Source organism: Paenibacillus gallinarum (assembly GCF_014836635.1).
In the GTDB taxonomy this organism is placed as follows: Bacteria; Bacillota; Bacilli; order Paenibacillales; family Paenibacillaceae; genus Paenibacillus; species Paenibacillus gallinarum.
In genome coordinates, this window is sequence record NZ_JACSQL010000002.1 from 597,522 (window position 1) to 614,878 (window position 17,357).

Here is a 17,357-nt window from a genome sequence, read left to right on the forward strand (position 1 = left end):
CCTATGGAAGCAGAAACGAAACATAAAACACACACGTATCTAGAAGATGCGGAAGTCAAACGCCTCATTGCTCTCTCCCAAAGCGGGGACAATGTGGCTAGAGACACGCTTGTCAATTGTAACATACGTCTTGTGTGGTCCGTCGTACAGCGGTTTATGAACCGTGGATACGAGCCTGAGGATCTGTTTCAGATCGGCTGCATCGGGCTGCTGAAATCAGTAGATAAATTTGATCTCAGCTACGACGTCAAGTTCTCTACGTATGCAGTGCCAATGATCATTGGTGAAATTCAAAGGTTCCTAAGAGATGACGGAACAATCAAGGTAAGCCGGTCACTTAAGGAGACAGCGAACAAAGTTCGTAAGAAGAAAGACGAGCTCTCTAAATATTTAGACCGGTTGCCGACAATTAAGGAAGTAGCAGAGGCCTTGGGGATTACACCTGAGGAAGTAGTTTTTGCTCAGGAGGCAAACAAGCCTCCGACTTCCATTCATGAGACGGTATTTGAGAACGATGGGGATCCGATTACCTTAATGGATCAGATTGCTGACGAATCTCAGGAGCGCTGGTTTGATAAACTTGCGCTGAACGAAGCGATTGGGAACTTGTCAGAGCGAGAACGCTTAATTGTGTACCTCAGATATTATCGAGATCAGACCCAGTCCGAAGTAGCCACAAGACTCGGTATTTCTCAAGTGCAAGTATCCAGATTAGAGAAGAAAATCCTTCAGGTCATTCGTGATCAGATTGCGCAGTAAACTGGCGCAAGAAGATACTGGATTTGTGTACGTAAGCAAATAAGTAATTCGTGTAACAACGATAATAAGTAAATTAGATAAGACCCTATCCTATGTCTAGGATGGGTCTTTTTGCTGTGTGATTTTCTATGAACCGAATTACATTCCTGATTGATGGAATAAATAAGAGCCTAAATCTCCATACTATGTCTAATTTCGCAGTATAAGGAGTGACGTCAGGATGAATGAAACATCCACTCCTGTAGTGTACGTTCGGCTGCACAGCCGAATTAAAATAAAAATGGGTAGTACACTCCAAATTAAGCATGTTGCTAATATTTTGAGTGATCCGCCAGAGTATGAAAATAAATTACGGGAAACCGTTCTGGTGCATACGGAAAAGAAGGATGGGACATTGTTACTTATCGATGTGCTTCCTCTTATTGCGCGGATTAAACAAGTTGTTCCGAGGGCTCAGGTGGAGACGCTTGGGAGCAGTCATACCTTAGTAGAATTGCTGCCCCATGAGCGGCCGCCTTCCAAATCTCTTTTCATCTTGGTATGGCTTTTGCTGTTTTTTGGATCAGCACTGACGATTATGAATTTTCACGCGGACGTCAATATGAAAGAGGTTCATGTTCGTGTTGTTGAGATGCTTACTGGATATAGGGATGAGAATCCTTATATGTTTCAGATTGCTTACTCCATCGGGATCGGCTTTGGTATGGCTGTGTTTTTTAACCACTTATTCAAGAAAAAGTGGAACGATGAGCCTACCCCGCTTGAAGTGGAAATGTATCTATACCAACAGAATGTAGATCAATTCGCGATCAGTGAGGAATACGAACGAATTAAATCCTCGATCAGCGCAGATAACTTTAGCGGCAGGGATTCGCCATGACTGTACTTGATGGCGTCATAATTATGTTTATTGGTGTCGCCAGTGGTATTGCGGTCGGGAGTGGTGTAATTGCCCTGTTTATCGTTCTGGATATTATTCCGCGGCTCGCACAGTTGACTCGTTCATACGACAAGGCGCATGCATATGAAGTTGCAATGATATCTGGCTCTCTGATCGGAACGGTAGCTGATTTTTGGCATTTGAAAATAAAATTATTGCCGATTGCAGCTATTTTTGTGGGGTTACTATGCGGTGTATTTATTGGTCTGCTTGCAGCTGCATTAACCGAAGTGCTCAATGTACTTCCTGTATTAGCGAAAAGGCTGGGAATGAAACCGTACCTATTCGGATTACTCATGGCTATGGTTTTTGGAAAAGTAGCAGGTTCATTATTTGATTGGTTTGTCTTTGATAAATAAAGGAGGACCTGATTATGCCGGAGAAAGAAAAAGAAAAAGAAAAAGAAAAAATGAGAGAAGCCGAACTTAAAGAGAAAAAGCACAGTGAACAGTCAGATTCGATCGAGGAGTCCGTTATTTACTGGCAGGGCAAAGATACAGTGCTTCCTGAATTTGATAAGCTCAAGGAAACGTTTAAGTATGTCATGGGACTTGGAGAAAGTTTTGATATTAACTTCCGGGAGATGACTTTCGGCGGAAGACATACGGGATTATTATTCGTTACAGGTCTTTCAAAAGACGTTGTTCTAACGGAAATATTAGAGAGGTTATCCTATGTCAATCCAAGAGGAATGAACGTGGATGCAGCAGAAGATTTTTTTGAGTATTACATTCCTCATATCCAAGTAACAAAATATACAGAGCTTAGTAAAATCTTTATTCAGGTTATGAGCGGAATGAGTGCATTCTTTATTGAGGGGGAAGAAACAGCACTCGTCATCGATACTCGAAGTTATCCGGCTCGTAATCCCGAGGAACCGTCACTAGAAAAAGTGGTCCGCGGATCAAGAGATGGATTTACAGAAACGCTTCTTACTAACATTGCTCTCGTCCGCAGGAGACTGCGTGACCCAGGACTCAAGCTAGAACTGCTCCAAGTTGGTCGCAGGACGAAAACAGATGTATGTATTGCCTACATTGATGACATTGTTGATAAAGTTCAGGTAGACAGTATTCGTAAAAAGATTGAAAAGGTAGACATTGACGGTATTCCGCTAGCAGATAAACAGCTAGAAGAAGCCATTATTAATAAAGGATGGAATCCCTATCCCTTAGTTCGATACTCGGAACGGCCTGATACGGTATCTTCTCACTTGCTGGAGGGCAGGGTTGTCGTTTTCGTAGATACATCTCCGAGCGTTATGATTATGCCTACGACCTACTTTGATCTATGTCAGCACGCCGAAGAGAACAGACAAACTCCATTTATGGGAACCTATTTGCGGTTAGTTCGTTTTTTAGGGATCTTTGCTTCTTTATTCTTGCTTCCTCTATGGATGTTATTTGTTATTGAGCCCAGTTTGAAACCAGAGGGAATGGAGTTTATTGGTCCCCAAGAAAATGTGAAACTGCCGATCATTATGCAATTTTTGATTGTTGAACTAGGGATCGATCTGATGCGGATGGCAGCTGTACATACTCCTACTCCGCTAGCCTCAGCGATGGGGCTGATTGCTGCAATTCTCATTGGAGACGTAGCGGTGAAAACAGGTCTTTTTGTTAATGAAGTCCTACTTTACATGGCAGTTGCAGCTATAGGGATGTTTGCTACACCAAGTTATGAACTCGGTCTTGCAAACCGAATGATCAGGCTGATTTTACTTGTTCTCGTTGCTGCATTCAAAGTTCCGGGACTCATTATAGGGACAACGGTCATTATTTTGATGCTTGTCCTCCATCGTTCTTATAATTCAGCGTATCTGTGGCCATTTATACCTTTTAATGCAAAGGCTATGATGGAAACATTTATACGTTCGCCGCTGCTCACATCTAAAAAGAGACCATCATTCAATAAGCCGCGAGATAATACACGGCAACCGGTGAAGAAAAAGTAAGGTTGAGCAGAGTGAATTAAAATACAAATGATGTGCCGATTAATCCATATATACGTAAAGCCAAATTCTGCTATACTGATGTAAAATTAGATGGAATCATTCCAGGAAAAGCGAGGAATTGCCAATAATGTATTTACACGGTACTAGCAAAATTAATGCTTTAGGTCATCTTGAAATCGGTGGCTGCGATACGGTTGAACTAAAAAAAGAATATGGAACACCGCTATACATCGTAGATGAGCAATTGATTCGTCAGCGTGCAAGAGAATATATGGATGCATTCAAAGCATCAGGACTCACCTTTCAAGTAGCCTATGCAAGCAAAGCTTTCAGTGTAAAAGCAATGTGCACTCTTGTGGAACAGGAAGGTCTTTCCCTGGATGTGGTTTCAGATGGAGAACTTTATACCGCAATGCAAGCGGGTTTCCCTGTAGAACGTATTCATTTCCATGGAAACAATAAAACACCTGACGAAATTGAAATGGCACTGGATGCAAAGATTGGTTGTTTTGTGGTAGATAACTTTACTGAGATTCATCTCTTGCAAGCCATGGCAGCAGAGAAGAATCAAACCGTGAAAATTTTGCTCCGAATCACTCCTGGTGTTGAAGCACATACACATGAATATATTTCTACAGGACAAACGGATTCAAAATTTGGATTTGATATCGGTAATGGATCTGCTTTCGAAGCCATTGAAGTGGCAAGTAAGCAGTCTCAATTACAGCTCCTTGGAGTACATTCTCATATTGGTTCGCAGATTTTTGAGGTGGAAGGTTTCCAGATGGCAGTAGAGCGTGTCGCTGCGTTTGCTAGAGAAGTAAAAGAGAAGCTCGGGCTTACATTCCAGGTAGTGAATCTTGGCGGTGGATTTGGGATTCGTTATGTAGAAGGAGATACACCTCTTGAAGTATCACAATACGTTAAAGCGATAACGGATGGTGTGAAAAAACATTTTGCGGGTATTGGTGAAGAACTCCCTGAGATCTGGGTTGAACCAGGTCGCAGTCTTGTCGGGGAAGCAGGAACTACACTGTATACAGTAGGTACAAGTAAAGATATTCCTGGTGTTCGTAAATATGTTGCTGTCGATGGCGGAATGTCAGATAACCCTCGTCCTGCATTATATGAATCCCAGTATGAAGCTATGCTTGCTAACCGTGCGAACGAACCCGTAGCTGAGACAGTATCCATTGCAGGGAAAGCTTGTGAGAGTGGAGATATGCTGATATGGGATTTGGCGCTGCCAAAAGTTGAGACAGGGGACCTCTTAGCTGTAGCTTGTACGGGGGCCTATAACTATTCAATGGCAAGCAATTATAACAGGATTCGCCGACCCGCTGTTGTCTTTGTACAGGATGGACAAAGCGATTTGGTTGTTCGTAGAGAGAGTCACGAAGATATCGTTCGGAATGATCTGATTCCCGCACGTATGAATAAGCAAACGGTGAATTCATAGTTCAGGTAGATCACGTTTTAACATAGACAGCAGATTAGAGAGAGCTGAAAAGCTCTCTTTTTCTGTTTTTATGTACCTGCCACAATGGTATTGATTTGGGTATAATAACAAACTAAAATAATGACTATAACAGAGGAGATTGATAATGATGACGAAACAAGAAATGAATAAGGTTAAAGTATACCTTGCTAGTCCGTTTTTTAGTGAGGAGCAAGTAGACAGAGTGCAGAGAGTGGAGAAAGCACTGGAGAATAATCCTTATGTAGGAGAATTTTTCTCTCCAAGACTTGAACAGCTAACACATCTAACCATGTATACAGCAGAGTGGGCAGATGCAGTTTACCGTAATGATGTTAAGCATGTTGATTGGGCTGATGTTGTAGTAGCAGTGATTGACTATGAAGGAGAGACTGAGCTACATGGGGCAAGACATGGACATGTGGACAGTGGTACAGCCTTTGAGATTGGATATGCAATTGCTAAAGGTAAGCCTGTTATTATTATTCATGAAAAATCAGGTATTGTTAATTTGATGATTAGCCAAAGTTGTCATGCTTACCTGGAATCTGCTGAGGCAGTTGCGGATTATCACTTTATCAACATGCCTAAAATGCCTTTCACTGGAGATGTGATGTAAAACAACTTTAAACCTGTCTTTGCAACGCTCTTTCTTTTTTAATATATGGACTATCAAAGTTGCTTTACAGTGTTTACTCATAGTATGCTATTGGAGGCAATTTATTTTGTAGGAGGAATTACAATGGCTAAAAAAGGATATATTGTTATGGAAAACGGGGAAAAAATGGAACTTGAATTTTACCCAAATGAAGCTCCTAACACAGTAGCAAACTTCGAGAAATTGGCTAATGAAGGATTTTATGATGGAGTTATCTTCCACAGAGTAATCCCAGGTTTTGTTAGTCAAGGTGGAGACCCTACAGGTACTGGTATGGGAGGTAGTGGAACTACGATCAAATGTGAGACTGCAGGAAATCCTCATAAACATGAGGCAGGTTCTCTGTCTATGGCTCATGCAGGTAGAGATACTGGCTCCAGTCAGTTTTTCATTGTACATGAACCACAACCACATTTAGATGGTGTTCACACTGTATTTGGTAAAGTAACTTCAGGTCTTGAAACAGCCCTTAACATGAAAAATGGGGACAAGATGGTAGAGGTTAAAGTATTTGATGTTGAATAGGATCTAACCCGTAAACACCCCTGATCAGGGGTGTTTTTTTATTTATGGGTTGAATTATTTATAGATCCTGTTGATTTTTGTAGAATAGGGTGCTACTATTTCATTAAGCTTTTTACAATTTTATATCGATTTTCCTTCGGGGCAGGGCGAAATTCCCTACCGGCGGTGATGACCTCCATGGTACGTAATTGTAATTTGGATCAGTCTAAGTCCGTGACCCGTTAAGCGTATGCTTACGGTGGATCTGGTGAAACTCCGGAACCGACAGTATAGTCTGGATGAGAGAAGGAATAGAAAGTACATAGACGTTATCTGTTTATATACTGGCTTTCAAATCAGTTGAGTTAGCAGAAGTTTTTCTATTTGTTATGCCCATTTATTTGGCATACCTATAATGAAGAGCTGCTTATTAGCGATTTTGATTTGTTAGGCTTTTATTCGTTGTTCTCTCAGGGCCCCCGTCCGATATTATTTTATCGGTTGAGGGTCTTTTTTGTTTTCTATTGTATGTAAGATTCGCAGTGAAATGAGGTGATAAGTATGGATGTAATGAATGATGAATTCTACATGACACTTGCACTCGAAATGGCAGAAAGGGCACAGGGGCAGACAGGAATTAATCCGGTTGTAGGTTGTGTTATTGTCAAAAACGGCCGAATGGTTGGGCTCGGTACTCATCTGCAAAGAGGTAAGGGCCATGCGGAAGTACATGCTCTTGAGATGGCTGGAACGGAAGCGGAGGGAAGTACCGTTTACGTTACCTTAGAACCTTGCTCTCATTACGGCAAAACACCTCCATGCAGTGAAAAGCTGATCAGAGCCAAGGTAAAAAAAGTGATCGTTGCTTGCGAGGATCCGAATCATGAGGTTGCGGGTAAAGGAATCTCTATGCTTCGGGAGCAAGGAATTGAAGTAGAGGTGGGATTGCTTCAAGATCGTGCGAGATATCTTAACGAAAAGTTTTTTAAGTATATTACGACAGGACTTCCTTTTGTAACGCTCAAAACTGCTTCCACTCTAGATGGGAAAATAGCTGCCAAAAGCGGAGATAGTAAGTGGATTTCGAATGAAAAAGCGAGAGAGAATGTTCACTTGCTCCGGCATCGCCATCAAGGAATTATGGTCGGGGTAGGGACAGTAATAGCAGACAATCCCGAGTTAACAACCCGGTTAGATGTGGATGGAGTGAATCCAGTGCGGATCATTATTGATTCACAGCTTCGAACCCCTAGGGCCGCGAAAGTAGTGAAAGACGGCCTTGCACCCACCATTCTGATTACAACGGAGGGAGCGGATAAGGAACACGCTGATTATTTTGAAAAACAAGGTGTTCAGGTCATTCGCTGTGGTACAGGACCAAGGGTTGATCTCTTGACTGCACTTCGTAAACTTAGTGAACTTGAAATTGGTTCTATCCTGCTGGAAGGTGGAGGTACATTAAACGGAGCTATGCTTGAGAATAAGCTGGTGGATCGGCTCGTTATGTTCATGGCTCCCAAAATTGTCGGTGGATATAACAATCTCGGCAGCTTCCGTTTTGAAGGAGTAGAACGCATGAGTGAAGCGATTACGCTGAGGAATCTTGAGGTAGAGATGCTGGATGATAATATCCGTATTTCAGGTGTGCCCGTCTGGCGGAAAGTAGATAAGGAGTGATGTATCTTGTTTACCGGCTTAGTTGAAGAAGTAGGAAAAATACGGAGTATAGGCCGGAAGGGAGAAGCGATGGTGCTTGGTATTTCAGCCAAGCGAGTAACGGAGGACCTAAACATTGGTGACAGTGTAGCTGTAAATGGAGTATGTCTGACCGCTACGTCGATCGAAGCTTCCGGATTTCTAGTCGATGTGATGCCTGAGACTTATAGACATACGAATCTGAAATTACTGGCAAATGGAAGTCCGGTTAACCTCGAAAGGGCCATGTCTGCACAAGGTCGATTTGGGGGACACATTGTGCAAGGTCATGTTGATGGTACAGCCCATATTACTTCTATTAAAAGAGACCAAAATGCGGTTGTATTTGAAATCGCTCCGGTGAGTACAGAAGTCTTTCGCTATATCATTCCCAAAGGATCAATCACTGTGGAAGGAATCAGCTTAACCGTTGTGGATGTTACGGGAAGTGCTTTTACAGTCTCTATCATTCCGCATACGTTAGATCAGACGGTGCTGGCTTATCGAAATACGGGTGATCTTGTCAATATTGAATGTGATGTCATCGGAAAATATGTGAACCATTTACTCGGATTTCATCAAAATAACGGATCCTCACAGAAGGGTCAATCTGCTGCACTCAGTTATGAGTTTTTAAGCAATCATGGTTTTTCATAAATTAAAAAGTTCATACATCATTACAAGACTATCAAGTGAAAGCAGGTAATCACGATGGAAAATACATTTCATTTTCATACAGTAGAAGAAGCAATTCAGGATCTACAAAAAGGAAAGGTCGTTATCGTCGTTGATGATGAAGACCGTGAGAATGAAGGGGACTTTGTTGCCCTAGCCGAACTTGCTACGCCAGAAGTCATTAATTTTATGATTACTGAGGGCCGTGGCCTTGTATGTGTTCCGATTACACAAGAACGAGCAAATGAGTTGGATTTAAAACCAATGGTTCAGCATAATACAGATTTTCATGGTACAGCCTTTACGGTATCTGTAGATCATAAGCTGACAACGACAGGAATTTCAGCGCAAGAACGTTCAATGACGGTGAAGTCGCTTATTGACCCTGAGGCTGTAGGGGAAGATTTCAGAAAACCAGGGCACATGTTTCCTTTAATTGCGAAAAAAGGCGGGGTATTAAGACGAGCTGGACACACGGAAGCCGCTGTAGATCTTGCGCGAATGAGCGGTGCTTATCCAGCTGGTGTGATATGTGAAATTATCAAAGAAGATGGATCGATGGCACGTCTGCCTGATCTATTTGAAATGGCTGAAAAACATGATCTAAAACTGATTACTATTAAAGATATGATTGCTTATCGCAACTCGCAAGAAAGACTCGTAACAAGGGAAGTTAGCGTTCGGATGCCTACCGATTTTGGAGTGTTCCAGGCCATCGCCTATACCAATGAAGTAGATAACAAAGAGCATATCGCCCTTGTCAAAGGGGAGCTAAATACAGATGAACCTGTACTGGTGCGTGTCCACTCCGAATGTCTGACAGGCGATGTTTTCCACTCTCACAGATGTGACTGTGGTCCACAATTTGAAGCAGCTCTTCGGCAAATTCACGACAATGGAAGCGGCGTTCTACTCTATATGAGACAAGAAGGACGAGGAATTGGACTTATTAATAAATTAAAAGCTTATAAGCTTCAGGAACAGGGACTCGATACCGTTGATGCAAACTTAAAACTTGGTTTTCCAGCCGATCTAAGGGATTACGGCATAGGCGCTCAAATTCTAAAAGACCTTGGAATTAGTAAAATTAGGCTCCTTACCAATAACCCGCGTAAAATCAAAGGTCTGGAAGGATACGGACTCGAAGTTGTGGAACGTGTTTCCATTCAAATTGCAGAGAACGTAGAAAATACTTCCTATCTCCATACGAAGCAGGCAAAGCTCGGTCATATGTTAACGTTTGATGATATTGAACAGAACGAGAATAAAAAGTTGTAAACGACACGAAAGGGAGATGTAGATTATGGCAAATGTTTTTGAGGGAAACTTAGTATCTGAGGGATTACGATATGGAGTCGTGGTAGCACGGTTTAACGAATTTTTAACAAGTAAGTTATTATCCGCTTCACTCGATGCTTTCAAACGCCACGGAGTAAAAGATGATGAAGTCGATGTGGCATGGGTTCCTGGTGCTTTTGAAATTCCGCTTGTAGCACAAAAAATGGCGGAGAGCGGCAAATATGACGCAGTTGTCACGCTGGCTACCGTCATCCGAGGTTCAACAACCCACTATGATTATGTATGTAATGAAATGTCTAAGGGGGTTGCGGCAATTAACCTGAAAACTGGAGTTCCTACCATCTTCGGACTGGTTTCAACAGAGAACATAGAACAAGCGATTGAGCGTTCTGGAACCAAGGCAGGTAACAAAGGTTGGGACGCTGCAGTAGCTGCGATTGAAATGGCAAACTTGACGAAACAGCTAAAATAGTGCTTATTTAATGTAGTGCCCTGTACTCGCATCTTTTGTTACAATACAAAAGATGCGGGGGCAGGGTTCTTGTATTTTGTAACTGTAGCGGGAGGATGCGTCCATTGACGGTTGTAACCTATAAGCTTGAAACGTTTGAAGGACCTTTGGACCTTTTATTGCACTTGATTGACAAACATGAAATTGACATCCAAGATATTCCGATCAGTCATATTACAGATCAATATATGGACTACATTCATTCCATGCAGGAACTAGAACTTGATATTACAAGTGAATTTCTTGTCATGGCGGCAACCTTGCTTGCGATTAAATCCAAAATACTTCTTCCCAAACCACCAGTGTTTGCGGATTATGAAATCTATGATGACTACATGGAAGAGGAAATGTATGATCCTCGTGCAGAACTTGTACAGCGACTCATGGAATACCGTAAATTCAAAGGAATTGCCCGTCATCTGCATGAGAGGGAATCGGAGAGAAGCTTGATTTTCTCAAAGGAACCGGAAGACTTGACTCCATATGTTCAAGTAGAACCAAGTAATCCGGTACAGGGACTGCATACCTCGGATTTAATAGCGGCTTTTCAAAAAGCGCTGAGCAGATCTTCTAGGCAGCCAGCCGTGGCTAAAATTAAACGGGATGAAATATCGGTCAAAGATCGGATTCGTGATGTGGCAGGAGCACTTCAGGCCAAAGGATATGGCGGGAAGATGCTTTTTTCCAAGCTGTTTCATGAAGAAATGATTCGTCAAGAAATTGTAGTAACGTTTTTAGCGATTTTGGAGTTGATGAAAATGAAAAAAATTGTATGTTACCAGGAACGATTGTTTGAAGATATCGTGATGGAATGGAGAGGGGAAAAACAGATCGATGGACTTGCGAACATTGAAATCGATTATTGAGGGACTTTTGTTTTTAGCGGGAGAGGAAGGGCTGGGCGTCAAGCAGCTCTCGGAAATCGTTAACGAGTCTCAAGATATCGTGGCTGGTGCCCTCGAGGAGCTAAGACAAGAATACACAGAACAGCAGAGAGGTCTACAAATTCTGAAGATTGCCGGCAATTTTCAAATGGGTACACTTCCTGATCATGCTCCGTATTTTGAAAAACTAGCCTATTCGCCGTCACGTTCTTCTCTTTCCCAGGCAGCACTTGAAACGCTGTCAATCATTGCTTATCGTCAACCGATCACAAGAATTGAGATCGAAGAAATTCGTGGAGTCAAATCGGAACGAGCGATTCATACGCTGGTTAACAAAGATTTGATACACGAAGTAGGAAGAGCGGAAGCCATTGGCAGACCGATTCTCTATGGGACAACGAAAGCATTCCTTGATTATTTTGGTCTTGGAACAATCAAGGATCTGCCAGAACCTAATTTATTTGAGGAAGCTGATCCGCAAGAAGAAGAATCACAGCTTTTGTTCACTAAGCTTGAACAGAATATGCTGGAGGAAGACAACCAACAAAATAGTTAAAATGAGAAACCGATGCTCTTTTATAGAGTATCGGTTTCTTTTTGTTCAGTAGCAGAATGCTTTCCAATTTTTATGAACATACTAGACTAATGTATGCACGCAAGTAAGCAGAGACTTATAAAACAGGAGGAAACCGTGTGTGGATTTGGATTGGATTGATATTTTTAGCTGTTATTATTCTACTCCTCATCTTGGTCTTGTTATCCAATATACATATTGAAGCTAGTATAAAGACGCGAGACACCCAAGCAGAAATGGAATTTCGGGTGAAGTTGATATACGGTGCTGTCCGTTTTCATTACGAACTTCCAGCTGAGCGTTTTGAAGAGTTGAAGAGACAGCTCGCTCAAGTTGTAACAGAGAAATTATCAGAAAAAAAGGGTAAGGATGGATCTCAAGATGCTCCTTCCACAAATAAGCGAGGCAAAAGAGGATTCAATTATCAAATCAAGGACTTTGTGAAAAGCGCTTATGGACTCCGTATATGGGAGACAAATGACTTTTCGATGCTCCGCATAACGAAGTTCACTTGGCAAACCAGGCTTGGCACAGAGGATGTGGTAACCACTTCTATACTGACTGGTTTGTTATGGGGAATTAAAAATACCATGCTCGGTTGGCTGTCGTACAAAGTGAAATTTACAGATGGACCTGACCTAAAAGTGAATGCGATCTGGGAAGAACAGTGGACTCTCGATACCCTTCTAGAGTTTCGGGCTTATATTCGATTTTTCAGGTTGATGAAAATCTTCCGTACCATTAGCCGCGGTATCGTGAATGCGCATGGCGGAATTTGGGCTTGGCGCCGTGAGTTAAGCTAGTAGAGAATAGCAGGAATCTTTTTTCTTCAATTTACACATAGCAAGACGGAAAGTTGGGAAACCTATATTATGTCAAACTATTGATAAGCAGGAGGTATGTATTCTATGTCAGATCATCCGATTCAAGGTCTAATGAAAACAGCCATGGAAAATATTAAAGCGATGGTTGATGTAAATACCATTGTAGGCGATGCAGTAGAAACACCGGACGGTACCGTTATTTTACCGATCAGCCGTGTTGGTTTTGGTTTTGCTGCAGGAGGCAGTGATTTTCATCTAGATACAGAACAGCAGTATGACCGCAGTGGCGCACATTCATCATCATCAGTTCCTTTTGGCGGTGGTAGCGGGGGCGGTGTATCCATACATCCAATTGCCTTTCTCGTCGTAGGAAAAGATGGAGTTAAAATTGTCCCTCTAGATAACAATACACATCTGTTCGAGAAGATTATTGATCAAGCGCCTAAATTAATGGATCAAATGCAGCAACTTTTAAAAAATAATCAAACAAACACAACAACGACTACATCTTCTTCCCAGTAGCAATGAATAACAAATTCCCTTCCAGTCTTGTGATGGAAGGGAATTTGTTTTTGGTAACGACAAGCAGATTGTCCTAACGAGGACATACTTCGATGGACAAGGACATAGTATAGTACAAGATTCTGCAAAGGACCCGGAGGAGAACTTATGAAACTATTGAAAAAATGTAGTGTGTTGCCGCTAGTAGTAACACTTATGTTATCACCTCTTACTGCTTATGCCGATCATAAACCAGACCATAAGGAACCCCCAGCACTTCATACAAATGCAGAGACGGCTTCGCTCATTGATGTGAGTTCTGGGCGCATTCTGTACAGCAAAGACGGAGATAAGGAAATGAGAATTGCAAGTCTAACTAAAATCATGACAGCTCTAGTTGCAGTAGAAAAAACGGACTTGAAAAGCATGGTAACCGTAAGTAAGAATGCAGCTGGCAAGGAAGGCTCCTCTTTGTATTTGAAATTAGGAGAGAAAATGTCTCTGGAGAATATGTTGTATGGACTTATGCTCCGCTCAGGAAATGACGCGGCAACCGCTATTGCGGAACACGTTGGAGGATCAGAGGAAGGCTTCGTCCACTTAATGAATCTGAAAGCTGAGGAAATCGGGCTCAGCCACACTCAGTTTAAGAACCCCCACGGGCTTGATGCCGAAGGTCACTATTCTACAGCCAATGATATGGCCAAGCTAACCGCGTACGCACTTCATAATGCGGATTTCAAAAGCATTGTTGGTACGCAGCAGAAAAAAGCACCCAATCCGAATGAAACCTGGGATTATAATTGGCTGAATAAAAACAAAATGCTACGGCTTTATGAAGGAGCTGACGGAGTAAAAACCGGGTACACCAAGATGGCATTTCGGTGTCTTGTAAGTTCTGCAACTCGCGAAGGGCAACAACTCGCAGCGGTAACTTTAAATGACGGGGATGACTGGAACGATCACGCTAAAATGTTGAACTATGGATTTGAGCACTATCCACTTGTTGATCTCGCAAAAAAAGGTCAGTCGATACAAAAATATCAATATGTCACGGGTAACTCATTTAAATATCCTTTACTAGTATCCGAAGCGGAGAATATCAAAACAAAGCTGATTCTTTATGATCAGCAACTGGAAGAAGCTAAAAAAATTGTGGATAAGGATGCAGACTTTGGACTTAAAGGACGGGTAGAATTTTTGCTGAATGGAGTGAAAATCGGTCATATCCCTGTGTATAAAAAGGGAAGCTTTATTCCGAAAGATACTTCAGCCGAAACTTCCGTCTTCTCTTATAATCTGGTCCATAAGAGTACATTTTTAAGTTCGATCCGAGAAGTCCTCGGCCAAATATTCACAAGAGAATAAAGGAATCCGAAGCGGGAGGGGTTCACGATGATCAACGTCATTTGGCTTGCCATGATAGTGATAGGATTTTGTTTCGCAGCGGCAAAAGGGAACATTGAAGTGGTTACTCAGTCAGCTTTTGATGGTGCGGCTACCGGCGTAACCGTTTGTTTTGGACTCATTAGTGTTCTTGTCTTCTGGATGGGAATGATGAAGATGGCGGAAGATGCCGGTCTGCTGTCTAAGATCGCCAAACTTTTAGGACCCGTTGTTGGTTATTTATTTCCTGATGTTCCTAAAAATCATCCTGCCATGGGATATATTCTCTCGAATATGAGTGCCAACTTACTTGGGCTTGGAAATGCGGCTACTCCAATGGGGATTAAAGCAATGCAGCAGCTTCAGGAACTGAATCCGGATAAACAAGTAGCAAGTCCTGCGATGTGCACATTGCTAGCTTTAAACACAGCGAGCATTACGCTGATCCCGACCACACTGATTGCGATCCGGCTGAATTATAATTCTGCCAATCCCGCTGAAATTGTGGGAACTACCCTTGTTGCTACTGCCTTTGCAACAGCGGCAGCCATTATTTTGGATCGGTTTTACCGAAGTAGATTGCCGAGGACACCTGAACGCAAAATAAATAGAAAACATCCACCGCAGGCGGAAACCAGTGTGAAAGGGTGAGCACATGTTATCTTTTATTAACCTAATCTCTACATGGGCCATTCCGATCATTATCGCTTTTGTTCCATTATATGCCTATTATCGTAAGGTCCTTGTTTATGAATCCTTTGTAGAAGGAGCTAAGGAAGGCTTTGGAACTGCGATTTCTATCATTCCTCAACTCGTGGCTATGATGGTGGCAATCAGCGTATTTCGCGCTTCGGGGGCACTAGATTTCTTTATGAGTTTCTTTACTCCCTTGTTTCAGTGGATGGGGGTTCCTTCTGAAATATTACCTCTCGGTATACTTCGGCCGCTGACAGGGACGGGTTCTCTTGCTTTTACAACAGATTTAATTGGGACATATGGTCCAGACTCCATGATCGGAAGAATCGCTTCAACGGTGCAAGGAAGCACAGATACGACGCTATATGTGCTTACTGTTTATTTTGGGGCTGTCGGTATTAGAAACGGCAGATATGCACTTAAAGTAGGTCTTTTTTCTGATCTTGTCGGTTTTGTAGCAGCTATTTTTATATGTCTTCTTGTATTTGGTTAAACCCCGTTTACGCTGACATCAAGCCCTTGGAGAGTGCTCTGAGGGTTATTTCCTTTTCATAACCTTGTTATTTCTCCTTTTGATGGGTATCATTAATTCCTGAGGTGACTTATTGAATATGGAGAGATTACAAAAAATTATTGCACAAGCAGGGATTGCTTCCAGACGTAAAAGCGAAGAGCTTATTTTGTCCGGTAAGGTTGAAGTCAACGGAGAAGTAGTGACCGAGCTTGGTACGAAAGCAAATCCCGATGAGGATATCATTACGGTAAACGGTAGACCGATTCGTAGTGAGAAGAAAATTTATGTCATGCTGAATAAACCAAAAGGAGTCATCACAAGTGCTTCTGACCCAGAAGGCAGAAAAATTGTGTCAGACTATCTGAAAGGGATCAAAGAAAGAGTCTATCCGGTAGGAAGACTGGACTATGATACCGAAGGACTGCTTTTGCTAACGAATGATGGTGAATTTGCACATCTGCTAACGCATCCAAAACATCACGTACCTAAGACTTATCTGGCTACAGTAAAAGGAGTTCCGCACGGAACTGCACTGGATCAGCTGAGAAAAGGGATTATGCTGGACGATGGAATGACACATCCTGCAGAAGTTGAGTATAAGGATGTAGATACCGACAAGAAAGAAGCGGTCATTAGTATTACGATTCATGAAGGTCGTAACCGTCAGGTTCGACGTATGTTCGAAGCAATCAATCATCCGGTAACCAGACTGAAACGGATATCTTTTGGCGGACTTCTCCTTCAAAACTTAAAACGGGGATTATATCGCCACTTGACGAAAGAAGAAATCAATAACTTGATGCAATCTGCTCAATCCGCAGCAGAGAAGAGTAGCAAAAAATAAATCCGTAAGGACACATAATTTTCAAAAAACAGACGAAGTTTTGTGACATTTTTCGTTATAATTATCCATAGGCTGGATAATTGGACATAATTGTCATAAAAGGAGCGCATTAACGATGGGGAAATCAAAAAGAACCGTTCAGGTTATTATTTTGATATTCATTGTCATCTTGGGTGCCTACGCCATTGGCTCGTCTGTTTTTGGTTCGGATGAAAAACCCGGTGTCGGTGATCGTGTGCCTGATTTTGAACTGCTTGGAATGGATGGTAAAGTTCATACCCTTGCAGAATACAAGGATAAAGTCATGGTTATCAATTTTTGGGGGACTTGGTGCGAGCCATGTGTCGATGAAATGCCCGCCTTGCAGAAACAATGGGACAAATGGAAAGAGCAGGGCGTGGTATTCATCGGCGTAAATGTAGGGGAAGATCAGATGACGGTGGATCAGTTTGTTCGCGGAGTCGGTGTAGATTTTCCAATTATGTATGACAAGGGAAGAAAAGTGACGGGTGAGTTTGGTATTTCACCGATGCCTTCTACTTTTTTTGTATCTAAAGACGGAAAAATCTCCGAGAAATTTGAAGGTCAGCTGAATTTGGACACGTTGGAGTACAAAATCAAGCAGCTAGTCAATTCAAATTGAGGGAATAGGAGGTTAACGT

20 protein-coding genes and 1 riboswitch are annotated in these 17,357 nt (G+C 42.2%); all 20 genes read left to right on the forward strand.

Translation table 11 applies throughout. The features are described from left to right. Positions 1-3 precede the first annotated feature (3 nt). The 20 genes from sigF to H9647_RS08025 all read left to right on the forward strand — a co-directional run bounded on the left by sigF (position 4) and on the right by H9647_RS08025 (position 17,338). Entirely contained in the window at positions 4-759 is a 756-nt protein-coding gene (gene sigF / locus H9647_RS07930; protein ID WP_191799196.1) for an RNA polymerase sporulation sigma factor SigF, read from the forward strand. 220 nt (positions 760-979) lie between these two features. After that, on the forward strand, positions 980-1,639 hold the full coding sequence (locus H9647_RS07935) for a stage V sporulation protein AA (RefSeq protein WP_191799197.1): 660 nt from the start codon (positions 980-982) through the stop codon (positions 1,637-1,639). Continuing rightward, positions 1,636-2,058 carry a stage V sporulation protein AB gene (locus H9647_RS07940; protein ID WP_191799198.1) on the forward strand — a complete coding sequence of 141 codons (423 nt, stop codon included), beginning with the start codon at positions 1,636-1,638 and terminating at the stop codon, positions 2,056-2,058. The genes H9647_RS07935 and H9647_RS07940 overlap by 4 nt, the downstream gene beginning before the upstream one ends. A 14-nt stretch (positions 2,059-2,072) precedes the next feature. Next, positions 2,073-3,653, forward strand: coding sequence for a spore germination protein (locus tag H9647_RS07945; protein WP_191799199.1), 1,581 nt, complete (start codon positions 2,073-2,075; stop codon positions 3,651-3,653). A 127-nt stretch (positions 3,654-3,780) separates the two neighbouring features. Then, a complete protein-coding gene (gene lysA / locus H9647_RS07950; protein ID WP_191799200.1) occupies positions 3,781-5,112 on the forward strand; it encodes a diaminopimelate decarboxylase in 1,332 nt (443 codons plus the stop codon). Positions 5,113-5,257: 145 nt separating this feature from the next. Further along, complete coding sequence (locus H9647_RS07955; protein WP_225229126.1) at positions 5,258-5,749, forward strand: nucleoside 2-deoxyribosyltransferase; 492 nt, start codon at positions 5,258-5,260, stop codon at positions 5,747-5,749. 123 nt (positions 5,750-5,872) lie between these two features. Next, positions 5,873-6,313, forward strand: coding sequence for a peptidylprolyl isomerase (locus H9647_RS07960; protein ID WP_191799201.1), 441 nt, complete (start codon positions 5,873-5,875; stop codon positions 6,311-6,313). Between the two features lie 128 nt (positions 6,314-6,441). Beyond that, positions 6,442-6,607: riboswitch (FMN riboswitch) on the forward strand. A gap of 246 nt (positions 6,608-6,853) precedes the next feature. Then, a complete protein-coding gene (gene ribD / locus H9647_RS07965; protein ID WP_191799202.1) occupies positions 6,854-7,969 on the forward strand; it encodes a bifunctional diaminohydroxyphosphoribosylaminopyrimidine deaminase/5-amino-6-(5-phosphoribosylamino)uracil reductase RibD in 1,116 nt (371 codons plus the stop codon). Positions 7,970-7,975: 6 nt separating this feature from the next. Further along, complete coding sequence (gene ribE, locus H9647_RS07970) at positions 7,976-8,644, forward strand: riboflavin synthase (protein ID WP_191799203.1); 669 nt, start codon at positions 7,976-7,978, stop codon at positions 8,642-8,644. 54 nt (positions 8,645-8,698) lie between these two features. Then, positions 8,699-9,940, forward strand: a complete 1,242-nt coding sequence (locus H9647_RS07975; RefSeq protein ID WP_191799204.1) for a bifunctional 3,4-dihydroxy-2-butanone-4-phosphate synthase/GTP cyclohydrolase II — start codon at positions 8,699-8,701, stop codon at positions 9,938-9,940. 25 nt (positions 9,941-9,965) lie between these two features. After that, positions 9,966-10,433 carry a 6,7-dimethyl-8-ribityllumazine synthase gene (gene ribH / locus H9647_RS07980; RefSeq protein WP_191799205.1) on the forward strand — a complete coding sequence of 156 codons (468 nt, stop codon included), beginning with the start codon at positions 9,966-9,968 and terminating at the stop codon, positions 10,431-10,433. Positions 10,434-10,528: 95 nt separating this feature from the next. Then, positions 10,529-11,338, forward strand: coding sequence for a segregation and condensation protein A (locus H9647_RS07985; RefSeq protein WP_191799206.1), 810 nt, complete (start codon positions 10,529-10,531; stop codon positions 11,336-11,338). Continuing rightward, positions 11,307-11,912 (forward strand): SMC-Scp complex subunit ScpB, encoded by a 606-nt coding sequence (gene scpB, locus H9647_RS07990; RefSeq protein WP_191799207.1) that lies wholly within the window; start codon positions 11,307-11,309, stop codon positions 11,910-11,912. Before H9647_RS07985 ends, scpB begins: the two co-directional genes overlap by 32 nt. A 137-nt stretch (positions 11,913-12,049) precedes the next feature. Then, entirely contained in the window at positions 12,050-12,733 is a 684-nt protein-coding gene (locus H9647_RS26125) for a DUF2953 domain-containing protein (protein ID WP_191799208.1), read from the forward strand. A 105-nt stretch (positions 12,734-12,838) separates the two neighbouring features. Then, entirely contained in the window at positions 12,839-13,276 is a 438-nt protein-coding gene (ytfJ, locus tag H9647_RS08000; RefSeq protein WP_191799209.1) for a GerW family sporulation protein, read from the forward strand. A gap of 147 nt (positions 13,277-13,423) precedes the next feature. Next, positions 13,424-14,623: a D-alanyl-D-alanine carboxypeptidase family protein gene (locus tag H9647_RS08005; protein WP_191799210.1), complete on the forward strand. Its 1,200-nt coding sequence runs from the start codon at positions 13,424-13,426 to the stop codon at positions 14,621-14,623. A gap of 27 nt (positions 14,624-14,650) precedes the next feature. After that, positions 14,651-15,292 carry a nucleoside recognition domain-containing protein gene (locus H9647_RS08010; protein WP_191799211.1) on the forward strand — a complete coding sequence of 214 codons (642 nt, stop codon included), beginning with the start codon at positions 14,651-14,653 and terminating at the stop codon, positions 15,290-15,292. Between the two features lie 4 nt (positions 15,293-15,296). Then, on the forward strand, positions 15,297-15,830 hold the full coding sequence (locus H9647_RS08015) for a spore maturation protein (protein ID WP_191799212.1): 534 nt from the start codon (positions 15,297-15,299) through the stop codon (positions 15,828-15,830). A 118-nt stretch (positions 15,831-15,948) separates the two neighbouring features. Further along, positions 15,949-16,695, forward strand: a complete 747-nt coding sequence (locus H9647_RS08020; protein ID WP_191799213.1) for a pseudouridine synthase — start codon at positions 15,949-15,951, stop codon at positions 16,693-16,695. A 115-nt stretch (positions 16,696-16,810) separates the two neighbouring features. Continuing rightward, positions 16,811-17,338, forward strand: a complete 528-nt coding sequence (locus tag H9647_RS08025) for a redoxin domain-containing protein (RefSeq protein ID WP_191799214.1) — start codon at positions 16,811-16,813, stop codon at positions 17,336-17,338. Positions 17,339-17,357: the final 19 nt, after the last annotated feature.